Below are 21,384 nucleotides of genomic sequence, written 5' to 3' on the forward strand. Positions count from 1 at the left end.
AGCCCTTCAGCAGCTGCTGTTGCGAACCCTCTCGGGTAGATAAGGACGGGCGCCCTGAGCCCCAGCCCGGCCCCGGCTGGCCGTTGCGAACCCTCTCGGGTAGATAAGGACGTCCAGACGATCGCCGAGTTCGTCACTGCCTGCCGGTTGCGAACCCTCTCGGGTAGATAAGGACGAGCACCCAAGCAGACCCGGCGCCGACACCAACCACGTTGCGAACCCTCTCGGGTAGATAAGGACTCGTCCGCCGCACCGGGGCCCAGGTCCTGGCCGAGGAGTTGCGAACCCTCTCGGGTAGATAAGGACTTCTCCCCGACGGTAAAGCCGCAGGTCAGTGAGCTAATGATTCGCAGTCTCGGGGGTCGTTTTGCAGCGGTCCAACGGTAGTGCATCTGTGCAGGTCAAAGCGTTGATCACGATGACCGGGGCCGGGCTGGGCTCGTCTCGCCAGCCCACGAGGAGCGTTGACGACAAGGTGACCCGCGGAGCCTTGTCCCAGAGAGATGCAGTTGCGAACCCGCCAGAAGTGGTTGTGGCTGTGTGTTGGCAGTCCTGTTCAGGTTGATGACGTGCGACGCGCGTAAGGCAAAGCGCGTACGTTGTGACCCCGTGACGGGGTGATGAAGGGTATGGAGGTTTCAAGCTGCGTGCCCTGATGGGCGCTGATTCTAGCGGCGGGTTCAGGGGCGGACTGTGCCGAGGCCGTTTTCCTTGTCGTATTCAGCGTTGATGATGTGGACCTTGAGTTTGTTGTCCCAGGTGGTCTCGGTGTTGCCGGCGATGGGGATGAGTAGGTCTTCTGCGAGGAGGCGGCCTGGTCGTCGGCCGTTGTCGGTGGCCAGGCGTCGGGCGTATTCGTCGCGGTCTGTTGTGAGGATGGCTTCCTTGCCGTCGAACATGGCGTCGAAGTCGTCTTTGAGTTCGGAGCGGTCGCGGAAGGGTTCGGTCCAGGTCAGGAAGGCTTCGGTGAACCGTTCTTTGAAGTGTTCGAGCTCGGTGCGCCAGCTCGCGCCCCAGGAGCCGTCGGTGTTGGCGTAGATCTCGTTGAGCCATGTGGTGATCATGGCTTCGTCGATGATGTCAGCGTGGTGGCGCTGGAGGATGTTCCAGGCCAGGGCGACGGGTTGTTTCGGGTAGACCCCGTCTGCGAAGAAGCCGGGTTCACCGCGGCGAGGCATGTACTGGGGGGCGTGGACGATGACGTCGGCCGGTGGGCGGGCGCCGCTGCGGTTGACGCGGCCGAAGCGTTGGCACAGGGCGTCCATGGGGGCACAGGCAGCGTGGACGCTGTCGAAGTCGACGTCGAGGGAGACCTCGACGGTCTGTGTGGCAACGAGGAGGCCGCCTTTGCGGTCCTCGTGGCCGTTTTTGTAGCGGTGGCGGATGCGGTCTTCGATGTCGGCGCGGTGATCTCGGCGGTATCGGGAGTGGAGCATGATGGCCGCGTCCGGACCACCGTGGATGCGGCGGGCGATGGGGCCGAGTTCGCGGTAGAGGGCGCGTGCGGTGGGCCGGTTGTTGGCGACCACGAGAAGGGCTTCGCCTGCTTCGAGCCGACCGGTCATCTCGGCGATGGCCTCGGGCGAGCGGAGGGAGTGGCGGCGGATGGAGAGGCGGTGCCGGCGGGGGAAGACGGTTCCTTCCGGCGGCTCGATCAGGCGCACCTGGTGTGTGAGGGCTGTGCGGATGGCTTCTTGGAGTGCGTCGGGGAGGGTGGCGGAGACGATGGCGAATCGCCCGCCGAGGCGTTCCCAGAAGCGCATCATGGCCAGGATCATGCCGAGGCGTCGTGGGTCGTAGGCGTGGAGTTCGTCAAGGATGAAGAGCGAGTTGGTGGTGTCGAGGAGGACGCTGGAGTGGGCGGGGCCTGCGAGGGTGCCGCGCAGGGGCTGGTAGGGGGTGCCGACCCGGATCAGTTCGCGGAACAGGCGGGTGGCGTTCTCCTGGGACAGTGACTTGCGTGCGGCGGCCAGGGCCCGGGTATCGGTGGGGCATTCGTCTTCCAGTGCGCGGCTGAGGTAGTAGGAGGCCGCGTGCGAGTGGGAGACACCGATTTCTCCCTGAGCGTGGAGGTCGCTTTCCAGGCGGCGGACCATGGCGTTGATCGCGGCAAGGTAGGGCAGGAGATAGAAGATCCGGGGTGTGCCTTGCCCAGCGGCGGTCATCTCGTGAAGGTTCCGCAGGGCCCATAGGAGTGCGGCTTCGGTTTTGCCGGAGCCGGTCCAGGCGCGGATGAAGACGTGACCGCTGGTGCGCGCTGCTTCGGCTTGGTGGGGGCGGAGCCGGTGGCCGTGGGCGGTGAGGCGGTCTTCGAGGCGGTCACGGTATGCGGGGGTGAGGGGGTGGTTCTGGTGGACGGGTGTGTGGGCGGAGGCCATGCGGTCGGCCATGGTGACTCCGCCTTGCAGGAGGACGGCGGTGATGCCGTCGATTTCGGCATCAGGCTCCAGGAGTGGCCATTCCCACTGGTCGATGAGTTCACCGAAGAGTGTGTGCGCGTCCTTCACGAGTGTTTCGGGGGTGAGGGTGGGGCATGGCCCGGCGGGGATGAGACCGGTATTGACAGCGGTGGTGTGCAGCCAGTCGGTGAGGTCTTGAACCGTGTCCGCGTCGATGGGACCGAACTTCTTGGCGAAGTCCTCCGCGGTGTCGCGGTTGTAGATCGGGAGCAGTGCGTGTCGGCGGCCCTTTTCGCCGGTGAGAGGCAGGTGGTGGGTGACGACTCCGGTGGCGATCCACAGGATCTCTTCCTCCTTGAGTGTGGCGAGGACGGTGGGGAGGAAGCCGAGGGAGAGGACTTCGTGCCGTTCGCCCCATATTTTTGGGGGATCGTTGGTGTTGCCGATCTGGCGTTGGAGACCTTCTGCGGCCTTGCCCGTGTCGTGGAGGAAGCTGGCGGCCCGTAACCGGAGGGGGAACCGCGGGGGCAGGCCGGGGATGTGTCCGATGCGTGCCGTAATGGTGTCGGCTCGTCGGAGTGTGGTCAGGGAATGGGTTGTGAGCAGTTCGCCCGCGGTTTCGCCGTGGCGGGCGCTCTTCGCGCGCAGGGGCCGGGCGTCATGCATGCGTGTCCTTCGCGGCTGCGTGCGTGGGGTGGACTGGGGGGAGCAGGATGAGGGCCTGGCCGGTGTCGGTGGTGTAGTCGGCAGGGAGGGTGGCGTCGGTGCCGGTGCGGGCGTAGCGGTAGGTGTCCCAGGTGGTGCGGGAGCGGTCGAGGGTGGTGGCGGTGGGCAGTTGCAGCTGCTCGCCGTTGTGGATGGTGCGGGGGGCGGGGGCGGTGGTGTGCGGGATGAGTGCGTGGCCTTGAGTGCCGGTGCCGCCGTGGGTGAGGGGTACGCGGCGGGTGCGGGCGGTGGCCAGGTCCTGGGACCGGCCCAGGCGCAGGGGCCAGACGGGTACGCGGATGGCGGTTTCCCACATCTCCAGGTCGGTGGTCAGCCACAGGGTGAGGGTGACGTTGGTGAGGAACTCGCGGTCCTTGATGGTGGCGTTGCGGTAGGCGGCTTTGGTGGCGGCGGGGTGGTAGGTCTCCAGGTCGGTGCCGGAGCCTTGGGCGGTGAAGGTCATGGCGAAGCGGGTGTTCTCAGGGACCTGGGTCCAGGCGCCGGCTGTGGCGGCGAGCATGCCGCCCACGGTGCTGGGTGGCGGGCAGGGCAGGCCGACTTGGATGCCTTGGTAGAGAGGGTTGCGGAAGCTGACGATGGGGGCGTTGACGGTAACTTCGAGGGCGTCGATACGGGTCACCGGTATCTCCTGACGGCCGGGATGCGGCTGGTGGAACAGGCTTGGGGGAATGCCGTTCCCGTGCTGGTCCCGTGCGGGTGCATGAGTGGTTGCCTGAGCTCAGTCCTGGTACCAGGCGTCGTGCTGTCCGGCCTCGATCGCGGTGGCGAGCCGTTCGAGGACCACGCGGGGGTGGTCGATGACCAGGCGATCATCCTTGATGAGGTCGTCCAGGTCGGCGCGAGCGGTCTCGCGCTGATCGCCGAGGAAGCCCGGAGCCCACCCCAGGTAGATCTTGCCGTCGATGAGGTCGGACCAGGCGTCGATCTCTTCGCGGAGCGTGTCGGTGAAGAACCGGATCTCACCCTCGACAGGTGCCAGGATCCGGGTGAAGGGCTGGTTGCCGCCCTGGATCGGGGCGAGGAGGATCAAAGCCGGCGTGCGGTCTCCGTAGTGCGCGGCCTGGCTCGCGCCACCGTGCATGGCGGCGATGGTGCGCAGGAGAACGGCGACACGGCGGCGTCGTTCCTGGAGGGGCAGAAGGAGACCGGAGGTTCCCCGGCGGGCGGCCTCGGTGCATCCCGCCTGGAGAGCTTCCTGCACGGCCTCGTCCGACAGGGCGGCCTTGCGGACGCCGCCGTCCTGCTCGAAGAACCCGACGCGGGCGAGATCGAGGCGGAGATCCCCTTGCAGGGCGGCGGTGTAGAACTCGTGCTCGTGGAGGATGGGGTTGGCGCCGGTGGGCAGACCGCGGTTCATGGTGCCGAAGTCGCGGGTGGGCCGTTCGGGCGCGATCGAGACGAAGGTGCCCGTGGACAGGACCGTATCCCGCATGTGGGAGCCGTTCTTGGTGGCGGCCATGTAGCCGAAGAGGTCGTCGTCGGTGTACCGGTCGGGGCGGCCGGAGGTATATGCCTGCTGCTTGGCGTCCTTGCCGTTGACGAGGACCGGCGAGGGGGTCTCGGTTTCGGGGAGGCTGTCCCTGAGCATGCGGCGCCACCACTGGGCGGAGCCGTAGGGGTAGGTCTTGCCGCCGGTGCGGTGCTGCTTGACGGGGGTGACGTTGCCCTGGTCGGCGGTGCCGCGTCCGTTGTTGGGGGCGCCGGCCTGGATGTCGAGGACGGCCTTGCCGGTGAGGTAGATGCTCATAGTCAGTCGCTCTCTTCCTGGTCGTTGGTGTCGAGGGTCGTGAAGTCCTCGTCGGTGGTGGTTTCGTCGGTGGCGGTGACCGTGGCACCGCGGGCGCACAGTTCTTCGAAGACGGCGACGAAGAGCAGTTCGCGGGCGCTCCAGGAGGTGTTGCCGGAGTCGAAGAGCACGCGCCACTGGGGGACGGTGATGAAGGGTTCGTTCGCGGCCTCGGCGGGGCGTTTCTTGGCCCAGTCGGCGATCTGGCTCCGCAGCCAGCCCTTGAGGTCGTTGGGCCGGCGTGTGGCCACGACGAACTTCTTCAGCCGCTTGTCGTCGTCGGCGGTGACGACGTCGGCGATGCGGCGGGCGATGGTGGTGACGTGTCCGACGTCCTTTTCCAGCACGTGCAGGACCTCCATGAGATAGGTGCGGATCAAGGGAGCGAGGTGCGGCACCGCCGCCGGGATGCGACCCGTTTCAGTGATCCGGTCGCGCAGCCACCCGGTCGCCCGGGACGGGATCTGGTCGGGCTGGTTGAACGCGCGCCAGGCGAGCATGCGCAGTCCGGAGACCTTGGCGGTGGCCTGGGCACGGGCAAGGAAGCGGACACCGGCACGGCGGCCGGTGTCCGAAGCGGTGGAACGCAGCCACTCGGCGAGCGGCTGGCCCATGTCCTCCACCCGGAACTTCATATCCCGGGTGCTGTTGCTGAACTGGATGGCCTGCACACCGGCAGTGATGCGCTTGTCCCACCAGCGCAGCGCCCTCAAGGCGGCGAACTCGACAGGGAAGGCCCCTCCGTCCTTCTTCAGATCACCGCGGACCATCATGTGCCGCTGATTGCCGGGGACGGCGGCGGAGGTGGCGCGGGCCATGAACCTCTCGTCCCAGGAATGGAGCCCGTACAGCACCCCTCCGCCCGCGGTGAAGGCGTACGGCAGAGCGTGGAAGCTCGTGACACAGGGAAAGCACAACGGGGTCCCCTGATGATCCGGGGCCGTGGTGTTGCGATGCTCGACACTGGCGCCGAGAGGGATGTCGACGTTCCCGTACCAGTCGCAGGCGGGGCGCCCGCACAGCGAACAGGGAACACCCGGCCACGCCTGCGCAGGCGGCACACTGCGCCAGGCGGCGATTCCCTCAGGGGTGCGCTTGCTCTTGTAGTGGAGCGCGCAGTTGGGCCACAAGGTGTACGAGATGCCCAGGAGGTACCACCCGGCCTGGCCCTTCGCCACCGTGCTGGTGGCGACAAGGTCGCTGATCATGCGCTGGACGACCTGGTCGAACTGCTCCCCGGTGACCTTCTCCGGGTGAGCGGCTTTCGCGATGGCGGCGATCGCGTAGGCACCGGCACGCTGGAGGGGATGCGGGGTGAGCCGGAGCTCGTTCTGCGTGAGCTGGTCTGTCATCAGGGCAGCACCCAGCCAAAACCAGCGGATGTGGCGCCACCGATACCCGCGGACCACAGCGCCTGAAGCGCCGCCGGTGCACCCGAGACATCAATCTCCACCGGCGCCCCGGTCTTCTTGCCCCGATGGACCGTACCGGACGCATCGCCACCGTGACCGACCACGGAGAAGGACCGCTGAGGCCCGATCCAGGTAATCGCCTCAAGAGTGACCGTGCCGTGCCCGAAAGTCTCTGCCTTCCGGCGCAGGCTGTGGCCCAGCGCGACGTCGAACCCGGTGTCGCCTGGGAGAAGCCACGTCCTTCGGATCCGCTGACCGTCTGGCGACCGCAGGGCCTCGCTCTGGACCGTGATGGGGTTGGCGGTCCGGAACCGCGCCCTGCCGGAGGCGAAGGCAGGCGGCTCGACTCGCGTGACTCCCTCGATGTTCAATGCCACACCGCCCCAGTCCAGGATGGGGATCATCGCGAAATCCTTGGCGAGGGCCTCGACGATCTCCTCGACCGGGCTGCCGAACTCGAGCGTGCCGGTACCTCCGGCGACATACGTGCCGCGAGCACGGACAGGCTTGGGGAAGACCGGGGCGCTGTGACCGAAGGGCGCCATGCGGTGTGGACCCCATCCGGTCTCGTGGACCTTGGCCCCGAGCTGCGGCGCCTGGCGGGTCAGCGCGGCGTAGACGATCGCCCGCCCCGGCGCGATGACCTGATCCCACGGGATCTCCTTCGCCCTGGTGCTGACATGGACGCGTAAGCGCACATCTCCTCCTTTCTGCTGGTCAGCGGGCACACGTGTGCCCGCGAAGAGAGCTGGTTTCGGTACGAGCTTTTCCTTAAATTGCCCGACTGAGGCGGTATGTCTATCACACCCGAATCCCGCATGCTGCGCTCATGAGTGAGGGTCTACCAGCGGCTACCGACAACGGTCGGAATCGATCAGACCGGACTCCAAAAGCGGTCCGGCTCAAGCAAGTTGGGACAGTTGTCAGAGGGGTGGGGTAGCGTCGGAGTCGTCGCCCCAGGAGAGCCTGCGAGCGCATGGCGACTTGACAACCTCACACCACTCATTACCCCTACATGGGGCACCAACAGGGCATACCCCTGTTATCCATGCGGCTGGCCCGCGACCTCTTCAACCGAGGAAGGTTCACAGCGCGCCCACAATGACTGTTTGGGGCCCATTTTCCGCATCCTCGTCGATGCTGGAGGGCTATCAACTACGTCTCGATCACCCGGTTCAGCGGCAGGAATCCGTGTCTTCATCAGCCCTTGCGGGCTGGCAACCTGCAATCCGACCGTGCACGGCAGTCGTCGGGCCCTGGCCCTCATAGCCCCGGAGGGCTGGCAACAACTCCGCCGGAATCACCCGCGCGAACTCCGACGCCCGTCCTCATTAGCCTTGGAAGGCTCGCAATGCCAGCCCGGTGTTCCGGCACTCGCGTGTCCTCATCAGCCCTGGAGGGCTCGCAACGTCCGGCGACCGCCTGGGTGCGATCGCCCCAGGTCTCCACGTCCTCATCAGCCCTGGAGGGCTCGCAACAGGTCCGCATGACCGAGTCCCTGATGGACGCGGGTGCCCTCATCAGCCTTGAAGGGCTCGCAACAACCCCGGGCTGGCGACCCCGCCGGCGATCAGCGTCGTCCTCATCAGCCCTGGAGGGCTCGCAACTATGACGGTGGAGGCTCGGGCGCGGGTGATCTCCGGTCCTCATCAGCCCAGGAAGGCTGGCAACAGGCTCGCCGGGAGGAGGTAGATCCCGGGCACCCTCGTCCTCATCAGCCCTGGAAGGCTGGCAACGGGTGGTTCGCCTCGTGGACCTCGACCGTGTAGCTGGTCCTCATCAGCCTTGGCGGCTGGCAACACAACTGGGCCGCCGCAGAGTTCGGCGAGCAGACCTGTCTTCATCAGCCTTGGAGGGCTGGCCCCCCTGGCACCGTGAGAAGGAGCTGCCCGACCCCGGTCCTTATCAGCCCTGGAGGGCTCGCAACGCGCCCAGCCCGGTGCGCCGGTCGCACAAGCAGACCAGGTCCTCATCAGCCCTGCAGGGCTGGCAACACCGCTGGGCCGACTTGACCGACGCCCTCGCCACCCGTCCTCATGAGCCCTGGAGGGTTCGCAACGCCTTGACCAGGTCCCAGGCAACGCGGGCGGCCTGGGTCCTCATCAGCCCTGGAGGGTTCGCAACGGGCCTTCTTCATGTCTGGAGGCCCTCGTGGCCAAGGTCCTCGTCAGTCCTGGAGGGTTCGCAACAGCGCACGGCCCGGGCCCTGCATCACTCGGACGGCCTACCCGCGTCCTCATCAGCCTTGAAGGGCTGGCAACACATGATCCAGGGTACCGCTACCCGGACCCAGACATTCCGGTCCTCATCAGCCCTGGAGGGTTCGCAACCGGGCTTGGATGAGTGCGGTGGTGACGTCCTCTCCCGTCTTCATCAGCCTTGAAGGGCTGGCAACGACGGGGCGCACCCGCCGCCGCCCGATACCAGGTCGGTCCTCATCAACCCTGGAGGGTTCGCAACGCGAGGAGCGCGGTGGTGTAGGCGGGCCGGACTTCGGATCCTCATCAGCCCTGGAGGGCTCGTAACGCGACATCGCGGTGACGGTGCGGGACGCGGTCGCCGGTCCTCATCAGCCCTGGAGGGCTGGCAACGTGAGAATGTCCTGCCATGTGCGGCCCGCCGAGTCCGGTCTTCATCAGCCCTGGAGGGCTGGCAAGAGGATGCGCCGGTCGGCCCCGCGCCCGACCCCGGTCCTCATCAGCCCTGGAGGGCTCGAAACCCGTACAGGTAGTAGTAGGTAGAGTCGGCCTGGTGGTCCTCATCAGCCCTGGACGGCTGGCAACAGGCCGATGCGGTCGGGGTCCATGGGGACGTCCGTGTCCTCACCAGCCCTGGAGGGCTAGCAACACGACGACCCGGAGCCGTTTCCGATCCGGGATGCTGGGTCCAGCCGGTCGTCCTCATCTGCCCTGGAGGGCTGGCAACATCGCGATCAGCGTGATCATGACCCCGGCCCAGCGGCGGGTCCTCATCAGCCTTGGAGGGCTCACAACACGAGTTGGCGGGTGCGAGGCCGGCACCGGACCTCTTGTCCTCATCAGCCCTGGCGGGTTCACAACATGAAGCCGCAGGGGGTGTCGTGCCACAGGCCGCACAGTCCTCATCAAACCCGGAAGGTTCGCAACTTGGCAGCGTAGGTCCAGCGGCCGCGCTCCTCGCGGTCCTCATCAACCCTGGAGGGTTCGCAACCGGTACCCGGGCCGGTCCGCGTACGACAGCGCGAGCCGTCCTCGTCAGCCCTGGAGGGCTGGCAACACCAGGCGGCGGTTGGCGGCCAGGTATTCGCGCCGCTCGCGTCCTCATCAACCCTGGAGGGCTGGCAACGGCGTCCAGGTGGATGCGGGGCCGCTGTCGCGGACGGTCCTCATCAACCCTTGAGGGCTGGCAACCAGGACCGCCGAGACTGGCTGGGGTCCGCCCACGGCGTCCTCATCAGCCCTGGAAGGCTGGCAACACCAGGCGGACGGTGCATCGGAGGGTGGAGCCGTACAGGGTCCTTATCAACCCTGGAGAGTTGGCAACTGCACGACGGCGGTGAGCACCATCTGAGCGACGTGTCCTCATCAGCCTGGAGGGCCGAGGAGAGAAATCCTCACCAGCCCTGAAGGGTTGGCAACGTGTCGAGCTCGTAGGTGGGGAGCCGCTGCGTCGACGCGTTCTCGTCAGCCCTGGAGGGTTCGCAACAGCCGCCACATGCCGAGGTCGGGCAGGTCGGGCAACGTCCTCATCAGGCGTGGAGAATCACAACCTGCTGCTTAACATTTTCGGCGATGGCGCGCCGATCACATTGAGAGTGGATTACAAACGACGCCAGTAAACGCCATCGCCCTACAGTCAACCGAGGCTCGATTCGCGCTTAACCCAGAATTTGGATTCGCCTTCTACTTCAAACCGCTGTGCCCGGCTGGGCGGCCATACGGTCGGGCACTACTGCCGCGGGGGTATTCGCAGACAATCCGTTCCCTTGCATAAGAGTGCCTTGCTCGTGGCCGCCTACCATTGGACTCAGCTCGCGGACTTCATCACCCGTGACATCCTTCCACCACGCAGCGAAGACCCGGCGGTGACACCACAGTCCCGGCTTGGCCAAGTCCTGGAAGCAGAGAAGGACCAGCCGGTGATCCCCTTCTGCATCCGCAATCTCCCGCATCCGCAACGCGATCCGCGCAGGGCCGAGCTGATCGAGGTCAGTCCGGTACACGCGGGTGAACATGGAGGACACCATGAGTGACGTTCGGCCCGCCTGGACCGCCATCGCTCACTGGCTGGCGGTGCACGCGCCTGCCTCGCACGCCACTTTACGGCCGGGCGCTGCCGTGGCAGACGTTCGATCCGCAGAGAATGAGTTGGGGATGGGTCTGCCCGCCGACCTGGTGACGCTGCTGATGGTGTGCGACGGAACGGTCGATGCCTCAGCCCTTGACCGCGACCCCGACGAGCATGATCCGGGCCTGTTTCTCGCCCAGCACCATCTGCTGCCGCTTGAGGAGATCGCGCAAGTCCGGGGTAGCGGAGGGACCACCGATCAGTACTGGGGTTCCTGGGTGCCTTTCGCCGTCACCGACTACTCCCTGCCTCCGTGGGGCGGCCTGGCAATCGACGCCGAAGGCCGCCTCGCCACCTTCAGCCAGGACGGCGGTGAGCCGCCGTCGGCACCGCTCACCTACCCCGGGCACGGATCCCTCAGCGAGTTCTTGGGCACCGTGGCCGAAGCCCTCACCCAAGGCACCGGCCCGTTGATGGCCGAGGCCACACCCGGCATCCACCGGGGCGCGCTCGTGTGGGGGCCGTTGCCAGGTGACGGCGCTCCGTGGACGCCGGCGCACCCGGAGCACGGCTCCACAGACTGAAGGACAGCCTCCAGACGGGCGGCGGCGGATGAGAAGCGCAGGTCGGAGAGTACGGGGCAGCCACTCTTTCACTCCCAGGGACGTCGAGCGGTTCGTGCTACGCCACGCGAATGCTGTGCTGCGCGGCAGTGCCCCGAGGCCACCCCTGGACTGGGCCGACCGCGCAATCTTGCGGGGCTTGAATACCCCGTCCCTGCGCCTCAGGCGGCGCACGGCTACTCGTCGCCACGGCCCGGGGTGCGCCCGCACATTCCTCTCTCGGATGGGCTTTTGTCGAATGTTGCCAAGCGGTGCATGATGGAAGTGCAAGCGAAGCTGGCTTTTGGAGGCACTGCGGTGGGGACCATTTGGGGACCACACGGTGTGCGCGACCCCGCACAACTCAGGTGTTACCACACGTATTTCACCTGCGGAAAGCGTCGTAATTCCGGGGAATTCGGCGTTCGCACTTGACTGGGGGTCAAGGGGTCGCAGGTTCAAATCCTGTCGTCCCGACGGTGTTATTGCAGGTCGGAGGCCGTTTCCGCTGGAAGGTGGGGGCGGCCTTTTCGGTTGGTGGTCGTTGGGTGGTCGTAGATCTGCTTCGGACCCGCTTCTGGCGCTGATGCTGTTTCATGCTGCTTGTGTGTACTGGTCGCTGTGGGGCTGGTTTCGCGGGGCGGGTGGGTTGGTGGTCGTTGTGTGGTCGTAGCGTTCTTCCTCGCGGTCGAGCTGCTTGGCGATGGCGTCGACGGCTTGGCGGGCTGCGGGTTTGGTGAGGTGGCCGTAGATGTTGGCTGTGGTGGAGATCGTGGAGTGGCGCAGGGTCTTCGAGACGATGGTCAGCTCGACGCCGTGGGTCAGGGCCAGTGTTGCGGCGAGGCGGCGCAGGTCGTGGACGCTGGTGCGCGGGACGCCTGCCTGGCGGGCGAGGTAGTGGAAGTGGTTGAGGACGTATTCCGGGTGCAGTGGGCGTCCGTCTTCGCGGTGGAAGACGAATCCGCCGCCCGGGTCGCTGGGCGCGTGGCGCTGAGTTTTGCGGCGGGTGAGGATGGCGTGGATACGGAGTGAGAGGGCGACCCAGTCGCTGCTCTTGCGGGTCTTCGGGCGGGTCAGGGCGAGCTTGTTGTTGTCGATCGCCGAGAGGGTCCAGCGGACGTAGACGGTGCGTGAGCCGAGATGGACGTCGTCCCAGTGCAGGCCGAGGGCTTCGCCTTTGCGGAGGCCGGTGCCGATGAGGAACTCGATCAGGTCGGCGAAGTCCGGATCGCTGGTGTGGCAGTGGCGCAGGAAGCGGATGGCCTGGGCTGGGGTCCAGATGGTGCGCTCGGTGGAGGCTGGGCGGGGGATCACGGTGGGCCGGACGACGTTGGTGGGGAGTCGGTGCTGGCGGACGGCGTCGCCGAGCGCGCTGGAGAGGGTGGCGAGGATGTGCCAGACGGTGGGGCGTCCTCGTCCAGCGGCGAGCTGGGCCAGTACGAAGTGGTGGATGTGCTCGTAGGCGAGCTCGTCCAGGCGGATCGGGCCGAGGGCCGGAATCAGGTCGTCGTGGACGTAGTCGCGGTAGCGGACCCATGTGGTGGGCTTGAGCCGCAGTCGTTTGGCGGCGAGCCACTGGGTGAGGTAGTCGGCGACGGTCTGGTTCGGGTCGGCGCTGATGCCGATTCGGCGGCCGGCGCGGTAGCGGTGCAGGGCGGTGCGGGCGTCGTCCTCGGTGGGGAAGCCGCCGCGGCGCACGGTGCGGTTGTGCTCACCGGGTGCGGTGGCGGGAAGGTCGAGGGCGAAGGTCCAGGTCCCGTGGGCGGGATCGGAGATCAGCTGGGGGCAGTGGGTGCCGAGCTGGCGGCGCTGCTCGTCGCGGCAGCCGCAGCGGCGGTAGACGCGCCCCACGGTCTCGTGGGTGCCCATGACGATCACCTTCTACGGCGACACGGAATTGTTGCGGCATTTTCATTGTCAATCGCGGCTAAGGAGAATGGAAACTCCTTACGACCACAATCCGACCACCACTGGCCTGATCGGTTTCCTGACCCCGGTGATCCCTTTACTTTCCCGACAAGTGCGGGGCGGTAGTAGTCGGCCTTCGCTGGCTGAAGGTTGTTGTTGCCGAAAATAATGTGCCAAGCCATGTCTCTTGTCGCGCTCGATCGGCGGAGTCAGGCATCGCCACCACGGCGCTCCGCCGTCAGGCCGTCGGCTGGCTGTGATGCGTCGTCTCGGACGGCTTCATTGGTGTACATCCCACGATCCGTCGGCGAGCTTCTCCGCCATCATCACCGGGGACGTTGAGGTTGCCGGTGATGACCTTCGGCATGATCGAGGCGTCCACGACGCGCGGCCCGCTGAGGGCGCTCATCCGGCCCTCGGGGTCCAGCCCGGTGTTCGCGCCGACGCCCATGCGGCAGGTGTCCGAGGGGTGGTAGGAGGTCCCGGTGGCCTTCCGAGCGCATGTCTCGGTCTCGCTGGTGATGTCGGGGCCGGGTGTGATCATGACGGGGCCGAATCGGGACAGCGCCGATGGGCGGCCGGACTGCTGATCAAGCACATTGCACCAGGTCAGCACCTGTGAAGCAGCTTTGAAGCGCTACGGGTCGGGCGTGCGTGTCGCCGCCGTCCTCCGGGAGCGTGCCGTTACCGTGATTCGGCGCGGCCCCACGGCCTGCCCCAGCACCTGCTGCTCACATCACGGAAGACGGGAGTGGGGATGCGGGCTACTCCGGATGCGGACAACGAGCAGCCGCGCGTTGTGGTGGGCCTCCTCGTCGATCCGGACGCGCCGGCGGAACTGGCGGAGGAGCTGGCCGAGGATCTGCCGGAACCGCTCGCCGAAGCCGTGAACCGAGACATCGAGTGGAGCCTGCGGGTCGTCCGTGACCCGCTGACCGCCACGTTGCAGGACAGTGTCGCGATCCTGAACGCGACACGGGAGCACAAGCTCCGGGAGAACTGGGACATCGCCGTCTGCCTCACCGATCTGCCCTTGCGTACCGGCAGGCGACCACTGGTGGTCGATGTGGACGCCGAAGATCGGGTGGCGCTGGTGTCGCTGCCCGCGCTCGGTGGGATCTTCCTACGGCGGCGGCTCCGTCGCTCCGTCGTCCGGCTCCTGAAAGATCTGATGCTCACCACGACCGGCGACGGCTCCACGCGGCCGGGCCAGGGCGCCATCGGACCGATCGTTCCGGAGCGGACCGCCCCCGTGAAGCGCGTGGCGACGGACGAAGAGATTGTCGATCTGCGGATCGTGGGGTCTCCGGCGAGAGGACGCCTGCGTCTGCTGCTCGGAATGGTTCGCGCCAACGGCCCTTGGCGGCTGGTCCCCGCCCTCGCCAAGGCGCTGGCTGCCGCGCTGGCCACCAGCGCCATCGCCGTGATGAACGGGGCTGTCTGGAACGTGGCCACCGGGATCCGGGTCGAGCGGCTCGCCGTGATTTCCCTCTTCTCGGTGGCGGCCATGGTGACCTGGCTCATCGTCCACCGGCGTCTGTGGGAGCGGCCCGAAACTCCCTCCCCCGAGGACAGGGAGAAGGCGGCGCTGTACAACCTCTCCACGGTCCTGACCCTGTCCCTGGGCGTCCTGTGCGGTCTCGTCGGCCTCTATGTCGTGGACTTCGCGGTGTCCTTGTTCCTCATTGACGGCGGAGTGCTGGCCAAGCAGGTGGGCCGCTCGGTCGGACTGGGCGACTACGCGCGCCTGGCGTCGCTGGCGAGCGCGGCGGCCATCGTGGGTGGAGCCCTCGGATCCGAATTCGAGAGCGACGAAGCGGTCCGCCGCGCCGCCTACGGCAAACGGGAACGCCAGCGCCGCGAGCAAGCGGAGCGTGAACGCCAGGAGGCCGACACCGCGCAGTCGGGGTAGGCGTCGGCAGTGTGGACCGATGGCCCCCGCGCATGGCGTCATGCACGGGGGCCGCATCACGAAGGTGATGCCTTAATGACTCCCCCGGCATCCTCCTGGTCCACTTGCGCGGGCCGTCCTCAAGGGAGGGGCAGGCCGTCGTGGCGAACGGACTGGGCTTCACCGCGGGTCAGGTTCCCGCCGTCCCCGGGGGAGACATGCCGGTGGATTTCGCCGGCCAGGTGAGGCAGACGTTCGCCAATCTGGCAACGGTGCTCGCGGAGGCCGCCTCGGATCTGTCCGAGGCGGTGAAGGTCAATGCCCACCTGGTCGAGGAAGACCGCATGGAGGAGTTCAACGAGATCTACCGCGAGATCTTCGGACCCGATCACATGCCGGCCCGGACCACCGTCGCCGTAGGACTGTGGGGAGTGCGCCTCGAAGTGGACTGCGTCGCGGTATGTCCCTCGGAATCACACGCGTAGGCGGGAGAATGTGATGACAACGAGCGCGCACCACACAGACCGCGGACCCCGATGACTCCTTGACGGGGAAGCTCCAGGAGGTCGGCTTCCCGGCCCTCGGCGACTTCCTTGAAGAGAGGTTCGTCGATCCGCGGATCCATGCACTTGTGCCGGACGGGAAGATTGTCGGCCGGGCGGTGACGTTGAGGATCGTGCCACCGGATGCCACCCCGATGGCCGAGGCGCTGGACCTGCTGGGCCCCGTGGACGTGCCGGTGGTCGACACCGGGCAGAACCTCACCCACGCTCCGATCGGCGCTGTCACCGGCTGTGTCGCGCGGGCCGCGGGCGCGGCGGGCGTCGTGGTCGACGGAGTTGTCACCGATCTGCGGGAACTGCCGGGGATACGGCGCGAGGCGGAGCCGCTGGTGCGGGCGCTGGAGGAGCTGACGAGCGCCGTGGGCCGGACACTACTGGAACGGGGACGTCGAGCCGGCCCGGCAGGAGGGGCGCGCTCAGCTGGGCGAGGCGGAGAAACAGGTGGCCCGTGCGGAGGGCGAGGGCGCGCCCCGGCCGCCGACGGAGGAGGGCTGAGCCGGCCCCGCGGGGCGGCCGGGACGGTGGCCGCGGACGACGCCGGAAGAGAGCCCGCCGTACAGTTGCTCGTATGGTGGACGCGGATGTGTCGACCTCGGCCGGGGCCGCCGAACGGATGCTCGAGGAGCTGGTCAGCGCCGCCGAGCAAGCCTCACCTGCGGAGTTCCCGGAGGTCCTGAACCGCTATGCCGGGGCCATGGGCCTGGGCCGTGCCGTCGTCCATCTGATCGATCTCCAGCAGCGGCTGCTGCTGCCGCTGGCAGAGGACGAGACGGAACTCCCGGTGGACGCCTCCCTCGCCGGATGGGCGTACCGCACGGACGCCCTGCGGGTGGAGGAGGACGGCTCGGGCGGGCTGGTCGTATGGCTGCCGCTGGCCAACGGGGCCGAGCGGCTGGGAGTCCTGCGACTGCGGATGGAGTCCCTGAACGGGCTGCGGCTGTGGCGCTCGCGGGCGCTGGCCTCGCTCCTCGGCTTGGTGATCACCTCCAAGCGCACCTACATCGACACGTTCGCGCAGCGCACCCGGACCCGGCCCATGCAGCTGTCCACGGAGATGGTGCGGGCCTTTCTGCCGCCACGTTCGATCGGCACCGGCCGGGTGGTCTCCACCGCGGTCCTGGAGCCCGCGTACGAGCTGGGAGGCGATGCCTTCGACCATTCGTTCACCGCGGACGTGCTGCACGCCACGATCCTCGACGGCATGGGCCACGATCTGGCGTCCGGCCTCGCCACCTCCGTGGCCATGGCGGGGTCACGCAACGCCCGGCGCACGGGCGCCGACCTGGCCTCGCTCGTCGGCGCCGTGGACTCGGCGCTGTCGACCTGGCTGCCGGATCAGTTCTGCACCGGCATCTTCACCCAGTTGCACATGCCCACGGGGGTGCTGCGCTGGTCCGACTGCGGCCATCCGTCCCCCTTGCTCATCCGCCGCCACCGGCTGCTGGAGAAGGAACTGGAGCGGCCTTCCGAGCCTCCGTTGGGGCTGCCCGCCAGCCTGGCCGCCAGTGCCCGGCAGATACACGAGGCGGCCCTGGAACCCGGTGACCGGATTCTGCTGTACACCGACGGTGTCGTGGAATCGCGCAATGAGGGAGGCGAACAATTCGGCCTGGACCGCTTCACCGACCACATCATCCGGTCGACGGCCGCCGGGCAGAACGCCACGGAGGTGCTCCGCCTGCTCATTCACGCCATCGTCGACCGCCGGCGCGACGAACTCAGCGACGACGCCACGATTCTGATGATCGAATGGTGGCCGCCGGGACCGTAAGACGATGTCCCCCGTGGTGAACGAGCCTCTCGACATGGTGTACCTGGCCACGGCCACGATGGATTCGCACGGCGTCGTGACCGGGTGGAGCGAGGGCGCCCAGCGGCTGCTCGCCTACCGGCCCGAGGAGATCGTGGGGCGAGCGGTGACCGAGCTGTGGGCCGGGGAGACCGCCGTCGAGGCGGTCGGGCGCTGTCTGGCCGGCCGGTCGAGGTGGAGCGGACGGGTGGGGCTGTGCCACCGAGACGGCCATCGTATGGAGGCGGAGGCGCTGGCGCACCGCGTGGTGGCGGACGGCGGTGCCACCGGGTGGCTCCTGGTGTCCGCCGTCGCGCGGGAACCGCGTCCGCCCGAGGCCGACGCGGCTGTGGGGGCGTTCACCCAGGCCCCGTGCGTGCTCGCGGCCTTCGATACGGACCTGCGGCTGGTACGGGCGAACGCCGAGATGGAGGCGGCGGCCGCCCTCACCGAGGATCGGATGCGCGGTATGCGCCTGGTCGAGCTCCTGTCGCATCCGGAGAGCGAGAAGACCGAGGAGGGCATGCGCCGCGTGCTGGAAAGCGGCGAACGGCAGGTCCTGGAGGCTTATCTGCGGGTGCCGGGGGAGAGCCGCGAGCACGCCTGGACGATCTCGCTCGCGCCGCTCAAGGACCGGACGGACCGCGTGTACGGCGTGTGCTTCGCCGCGTATGACACGGCCCGCCGGCACCAGGCCCAGGAGCGGCTGCTGCTGCTGAACGAGGCGGGGAAGCGCATCGGCTCCACCCTGGACCTCGCGCATGTCGCCCATGAACTGGCCGACGTGGCCGTCCCCCGGGTCGCCGATTTCGTCGGCGTCGACCTGCTCACCTTTCTCGACCAGGGTGAGGAACCCCCCTCGGGCCCGCTGTCCGGTCCCATCACCATGCGCCGCGCCGCCCATCGCTCCGTCCTCCCCGGAACCCCGGAGGCCGTGGCCGACGTGGGCGAACTGGACACCCACCCGGAGTCCTCACCGTCGGCCGCATGCCTGGCCGAGGGCCGGGCCATCCTCTACCAGGTGACCGACGAGCTCATGGTCCGGTGGGACGCCCTCGATCCGGTACGGGCCGCCCGGATCCGGGAGTACGGGATCCACTCGGAGCTGGTGGTGCCGATGCGCACCCGCGGTGTCACCCTTGGCGTGGTGTTCCTCGCGCGCCACCGGACGCCGGTGCCGTTCGAGAAGGACGACCTGCTGCTGGCCGAGGAAATCACGGCCCGAGCGGCCGTATGTGTGGACAACGCACGCCGCTACAAGCGCGAGCGCATGACGGCCAGGGCTCTGCAGCGCAATCTGCTGCCGCGGCGCCTGCCCGACCTGGCCGCGGTGGAGGTCACCTCGCGCTATCTGCCCTCGGAAACCTGGGCCGGCGTGGGCGGCGACTGGTTCGACGTGATCCCGCTCTCCGGCGCTCGCGCCGCCCTGGTGGTCGGCGACACCGTGGGCCGCGGCGTCGAGGCGTCCGCCACCATGGGGCACCTCCGCAGCGCCATACGCACCCTGGCCGATATCGATCTGCCGCCCGGCGAGCTGCTCACCCACCTCGCCGATCTCGTGACCCGGCTGGCCGCCGAGGACGATCCCGAACCCCCCGAGGCCACCGGCGCCACCTGCCTGTACGCGGTCTACGACCCGGTCTCCCGCCACTGCACGCTCGCCAGCGCCGGCCACCCCCCGCCCGCCGTGGTCACCGCGGACGGCAGCGCCGACATCCTCGACGTCCCCAACGGCCCGCCCCTCGGCCTCAGCACCCTGCCCTTCGAGGCGGTCGAGACCGAATTGTCCGAGGGCAGTGTCCTCGCCCTCTACACCGACGGCCTGGTCGAGGGCCACGACCGCGCGATCGACGAGGGACTGGAGGCGCTGTGCGAGGCCCTGGCCCAGCCGGGCCCGTCCCTGGACGCCCTCGGCGACACCGTCCTGCGGACTCTGCTCCCCGCCCGCCCCGAAGACGATGTCGCCCTGCTCCTCGCCCGCGCCCGGGCCCTCGGCCCCGACCGGGTCGCCACCTGGGAGATCCCCCCGGAACCCGCCGTCGTCTCCCGGATCCGGCGGGAGGTCACCGCCCGACTGATGGACTGGGGACTGGAGAGGCTGGTCCTCACCACCGAGCTGGTCGTCAGCGAATTGGTCACCAACGCGATCCGCTACGGCAGCCCGCCCATCCGGCTGCGCCTGATTCGCGACCGCGCGCTCATCTGCGAGGTCTCCGACTTCAGCAGCACGGCACCGCATCTGCGCCGGGCCCGCGCGCTCGACGAGGGCGGCCGCGGCCTCTTCCTGGTGGCCCAACTCGCCCAGCGCTGGGGCACTCGCCTGGAGGTCCATGGCAAGACCATCTGGGCCGAGCAGGATCTCTCAGACGACTGAGCGGGGCCGAGGGGCGCCGCCCCACCACCCCCGCCGGCTGCGGTCGCGTTCGAAGTGCCCTGGTGAGACCGTGAAGGGCAGGGCGACCCGTCTCCCACGGCAGGCGGCACGTGCCGCCATCGCAGCGGGGCCGCAGGACATGACGGCCGCGCCACCATCCATCCACCATCACTCGCGGCCTCGGGCCGGGTGACGGCAGTGGTCGCATGCGTGTGGTGGTGAGCGAGGAGTGATCATGAAAGCAGCCGTATACGAAGGACCGCGGAACGTCGCGGTCGAGGAGAAGCCCGACCCGAAGATCGAGCACCCCTGCGACGCGATCGTCAAAATCACCACCACCAATATCTGCGGCTCCGATCTGCACATGTACGAAGGGCGTACGTCGTTCGAGAAGGGCCGCATCTTCGGGCACGAGAACCTGGGGCAGGTCATCGAGGTCGGCTCGGCGGTCAGAAAGCTCAAGGTCGGCATGTATGTGGTGCTGCCGTTCAACATCGCCTGCGGTTTCTGCAAACAGTGCGAGCGCGGCTTGACCAACTACTGCCTGACCATGCAGCCGGAGCCCTCGGCCGCCGGAGCCGCTTACGGCTTCGCGGACATGGGGCCGTACCAGGGTGGCCAGGCCGAGTTCCTGCGCGTGCCGTACGCGGACTTCAACGCGCTGCGGCTGGACGAGGACGCCGAAGAGCGCCAGACGGACTACGTGATGCTGGCCGATATCTTCCCCACCGGCTACCACGCCACCGAGATGGCGGGCGTCAAGCCCGGGGACCAGACCGTCATCTACGGTGCGGGTCCCGTGGGGCTGATGGCGGCCTACTCGGCGGTGATCAAGGGTGCTGGACGGGTGTGGGTGTGCGACTTCCACACCGATCGGCTGCGCAAGGCCGAGGAGATCGGCGCTATGCCGATCGATATGCGCGAGCAGGACCCGGGCGAGGTCATCAAAGAAGCCACTTTGGGGCTCGGCGCCGACAACGGCTGCGAGTGCGTCGGCTACCAGGCCCATGACCCGTCGGGCCACGAGGACGCCTCCCGCACGATGAACAGCCTGATCGAGAACGTCCGCTTCACCGGGTGCATCGGCGTGGTGGGCGTGTTCGTCCCCGAGGACCCCGGCGGCAGGGAATACCAGCCCCAGATCGGCGACTTCGAGGCCAAGGGCAAGGTACCCATCGACTGGGGCAAGCTCTGGTTCAAGGGCCAGAAGATCGGCACCGGCCAGGCGCCGGTGAAGAGGTACAACCGCCGGCTGCGCGACCTGATCGCCGGGGGCAAGGCCAAGCCCAGCTGGGTGGTCTCCCATGAGCTTCCGCTGGACCAGGCCCCCGACGCCTATGACCACTTCGACCGCCGGGACGAGGGCTGGACCAAGGTCATCCTGCACCCGGACGGTTCCGGCTGACCCGGCGGCCGGGCGCCGCTGTCCCGGTGCCCCGAGGCCCACGGGGCCGGGGCGCATCCTGGCCGCGCGGGCTGCCATCCTTGCCCGGGTCGGCCTGGGAAGCGGCGAGCCGGTATGCCCGGGTGTGGGCCGCCCGGATCGCGCCTGCTCGTACCTGTCCTCGGTGGCGGTCTGGGGCGGCGAAATTAGACCCCACAAGCGCGGACGTTCGTGCGTCCGATTTGTCACCCTTGGGGAGAGAGTCTGCTAACCGATCCCGTTCC

Annotated in this window: 15 protein-coding genes, 1 tRNA gene and 1 CRISPR repeat array (1 of these 17 cut by a window edge); of the genes, 9 read left to right on the plus strand and 7 right to left on the minus strand. The window is 68.0% G+C overall.

All coding sequences use genetic code 11. The features are described from left to right. Positions 1-307: a CRISPR direct-repeat array (repeat unit 30 nt; unit sequence GTTGCGAACCCTCTCGGGTAGATAAGGACG) (it extends 113 nt beyond the left edge of the window). Between the two features lie 373 nt (positions 308-680). The 5 genes from cas3 to JK364_RS57625 all read right to left on the minus strand — a co-directional run bounded on the left by cas3 (position 681) and on the right by JK364_RS57625 (position 7,051). Continuing rightward, positions 681-3,065: a CRISPR-associated helicase Cas3' gene (gene cas3, locus JK364_RS27280; RefSeq protein ID WP_201853948.1), complete on the minus strand. Its 2,385-nt coding sequence runs from the start codon at positions 3,063-3,065 to the stop codon at positions 681-683. Further along, complete coding sequence (gene cas5 / locus JK364_RS27285; protein WP_201853949.1) at positions 3,058-3,744, minus strand: CRISPR-associated protein Cas5; 687 nt, start codon at positions 3,742-3,744, stop codon at positions 3,058-3,060. Before cas5 ends, cas3 begins: the two co-directional genes overlap by 8 nt. Positions 3,745-3,843: 99 nt before the next feature. Further along, entirely contained in the window at positions 3,844-4,872 is a 1,029-nt protein-coding gene (gene cas7i, locus JK364_RS27290; protein ID WP_201853950.1) for a type I-B CRISPR-associated protein Cas7/Cst2/DevR, read from the minus strand. Positions 4,873-4,874: 2 nt separating this feature from the next. After that, positions 4,875-6,263: a hypothetical protein gene (locus tag JK364_RS27295; RefSeq protein WP_201853951.1), complete on the minus strand. Its 1,389-nt coding sequence runs from the start codon at positions 6,261-6,263 to the stop codon at positions 4,875-4,877. After that, positions 6,263-7,051 carry a CRISPR-associated endoribonuclease Cas6 gene (locus JK364_RS57625; RefSeq protein WP_201853952.1) on the minus strand — a complete coding sequence of 263 codons (789 nt, stop codon included), beginning with the start codon at positions 7,049-7,051 and terminating at the stop codon, positions 6,263-6,265. The genes JK364_RS27295 and JK364_RS57625 overlap by 1 nt, the downstream gene beginning before the upstream one ends. 3,257 nt (positions 7,052-10,308) lie before the next feature. Here JK364_RS57625 and JK364_RS27305 point away from each other — a divergent pair. The 3 genes from JK364_RS27305 (at position 10,309) to JK364_RS27315 (ending at position 11,668) form a co-directional block, all read left to right on the plus strand. After that, positions 10,309-10,554 carry a hypothetical protein gene (locus JK364_RS27305; protein ID WP_201853953.1) on the plus strand — a complete coding sequence of 82 codons (246 nt, stop codon included), beginning with the start codon at positions 10,309-10,311 and terminating at the stop codon, positions 10,552-10,554. A 121-nt stretch (positions 10,555-10,675) separates the two neighbouring features. Further along, positions 10,676-11,173 carry an SMI1/KNR4 family protein gene (locus tag JK364_RS27310; protein ID WP_201853954.1) on the plus strand — a complete coding sequence of 166 codons (498 nt, stop codon included), beginning with the start codon at positions 10,676-10,678 and terminating at the stop codon, positions 11,171-11,173. Positions 11,174-11,583: 410 nt separating this feature from the next. Beyond that, a tRNA-Pro gene (locus JK364_RS27315) sits at positions 11,584-11,668 on the plus strand. A 117-nt stretch (positions 11,669-11,785) separates the two neighbouring features. Here the strand turns inward: JK364_RS27315 and JK364_RS27320 are convergent. Both JK364_RS27320 and JK364_RS27325 read right to left on the minus strand, forming a co-directional pair. Then, on the minus strand, positions 11,786-13,060 hold the full coding sequence (locus JK364_RS27320) for a tyrosine-type recombinase/integrase (protein WP_201853955.1): 1,275 nt from the start codon (positions 13,058-13,060) through the stop codon (positions 11,786-11,788). Positions 13,061-13,337: 277 nt separating this feature from the next. Next, complete coding sequence (locus JK364_RS27325) at positions 13,338-13,643, minus strand: GMC oxidoreductase (RefSeq protein WP_201853956.1); 306 nt, start codon at positions 13,641-13,643, stop codon at positions 13,338-13,340. Between the two features lie 213 nt (positions 13,644-13,856). Between JK364_RS27325 and JK364_RS27330 the strand changes: the two genes are divergently transcribed. The 6 genes from JK364_RS27330 (at position 13,857) to JK364_RS27355 (ending at position 21,121) form a co-directional block, all read left to right on the plus strand. Further along, the gene (locus JK364_RS27330; protein ID WP_230992541.1) at positions 13,857-15,011 is read left to right on the plus strand and encodes a hypothetical protein; all 1,155 of its coding nucleotides are present in this window, start codon (positions 13,857-13,859) and stop codon (positions 15,009-15,011) included. A 140-nt stretch (positions 15,012-15,151) separates the two neighbouring features. Next, positions 15,152-15,475 carry a RidA family protein gene (locus JK364_RS27335; RefSeq protein WP_201853958.1) on the plus strand — a complete coding sequence of 108 codons (324 nt, stop codon included), beginning with the start codon at positions 15,152-15,154 and terminating at the stop codon, positions 15,473-15,475. Positions 15,476-15,534: 59 nt separating this feature from the next. Beyond that, positions 15,535-16,230, plus strand: a complete 696-nt coding sequence (locus JK364_RS58130; RefSeq protein ID WP_201853959.1) for an RraA family protein — start codon at positions 15,535-15,537, stop codon at positions 16,228-16,230. Beyond that, the gene (locus JK364_RS27345; protein ID WP_201853960.1) at positions 16,122-17,324 is read left to right on the plus strand and encodes a PP2C family protein-serine/threonine phosphatase; all 1,203 of its coding nucleotides are present in this window, start codon (positions 16,122-16,124) and stop codon (positions 17,322-17,324) included. The genes JK364_RS58130 and JK364_RS27345 overlap by 109 nt, the downstream gene beginning before the upstream one ends. Before the next feature lie 4 nt (positions 17,325-17,328). Next, on the plus strand, positions 17,329-19,716 hold the full coding sequence (locus JK364_RS27350; RefSeq protein ID WP_201853961.1) for a SpoIIE family protein phosphatase: 2,388 nt from the start codon (positions 17,329-17,331) through the stop codon (positions 19,714-19,716). Positions 19,717-19,951: 235 nt separating this feature from the next. Next, positions 19,952-21,121, plus strand: a complete 1,170-nt coding sequence (locus tag JK364_RS27355) for a glutathione-independent formaldehyde dehydrogenase (protein WP_201853962.1) — start codon at positions 19,952-19,954, stop codon at positions 21,119-21,121. Positions 21,122-21,384: the final 263 nt, after the last annotated feature.

This window comes from Streptomyces endocoffeicus (genome assembly GCF_016741935.1).
Classification (GTDB): Bacteria; Actinomycetota; Actinomycetes; order Streptomycetales; family Streptomycetaceae; genus Streptomyces; species Streptomyces endocoffeicus.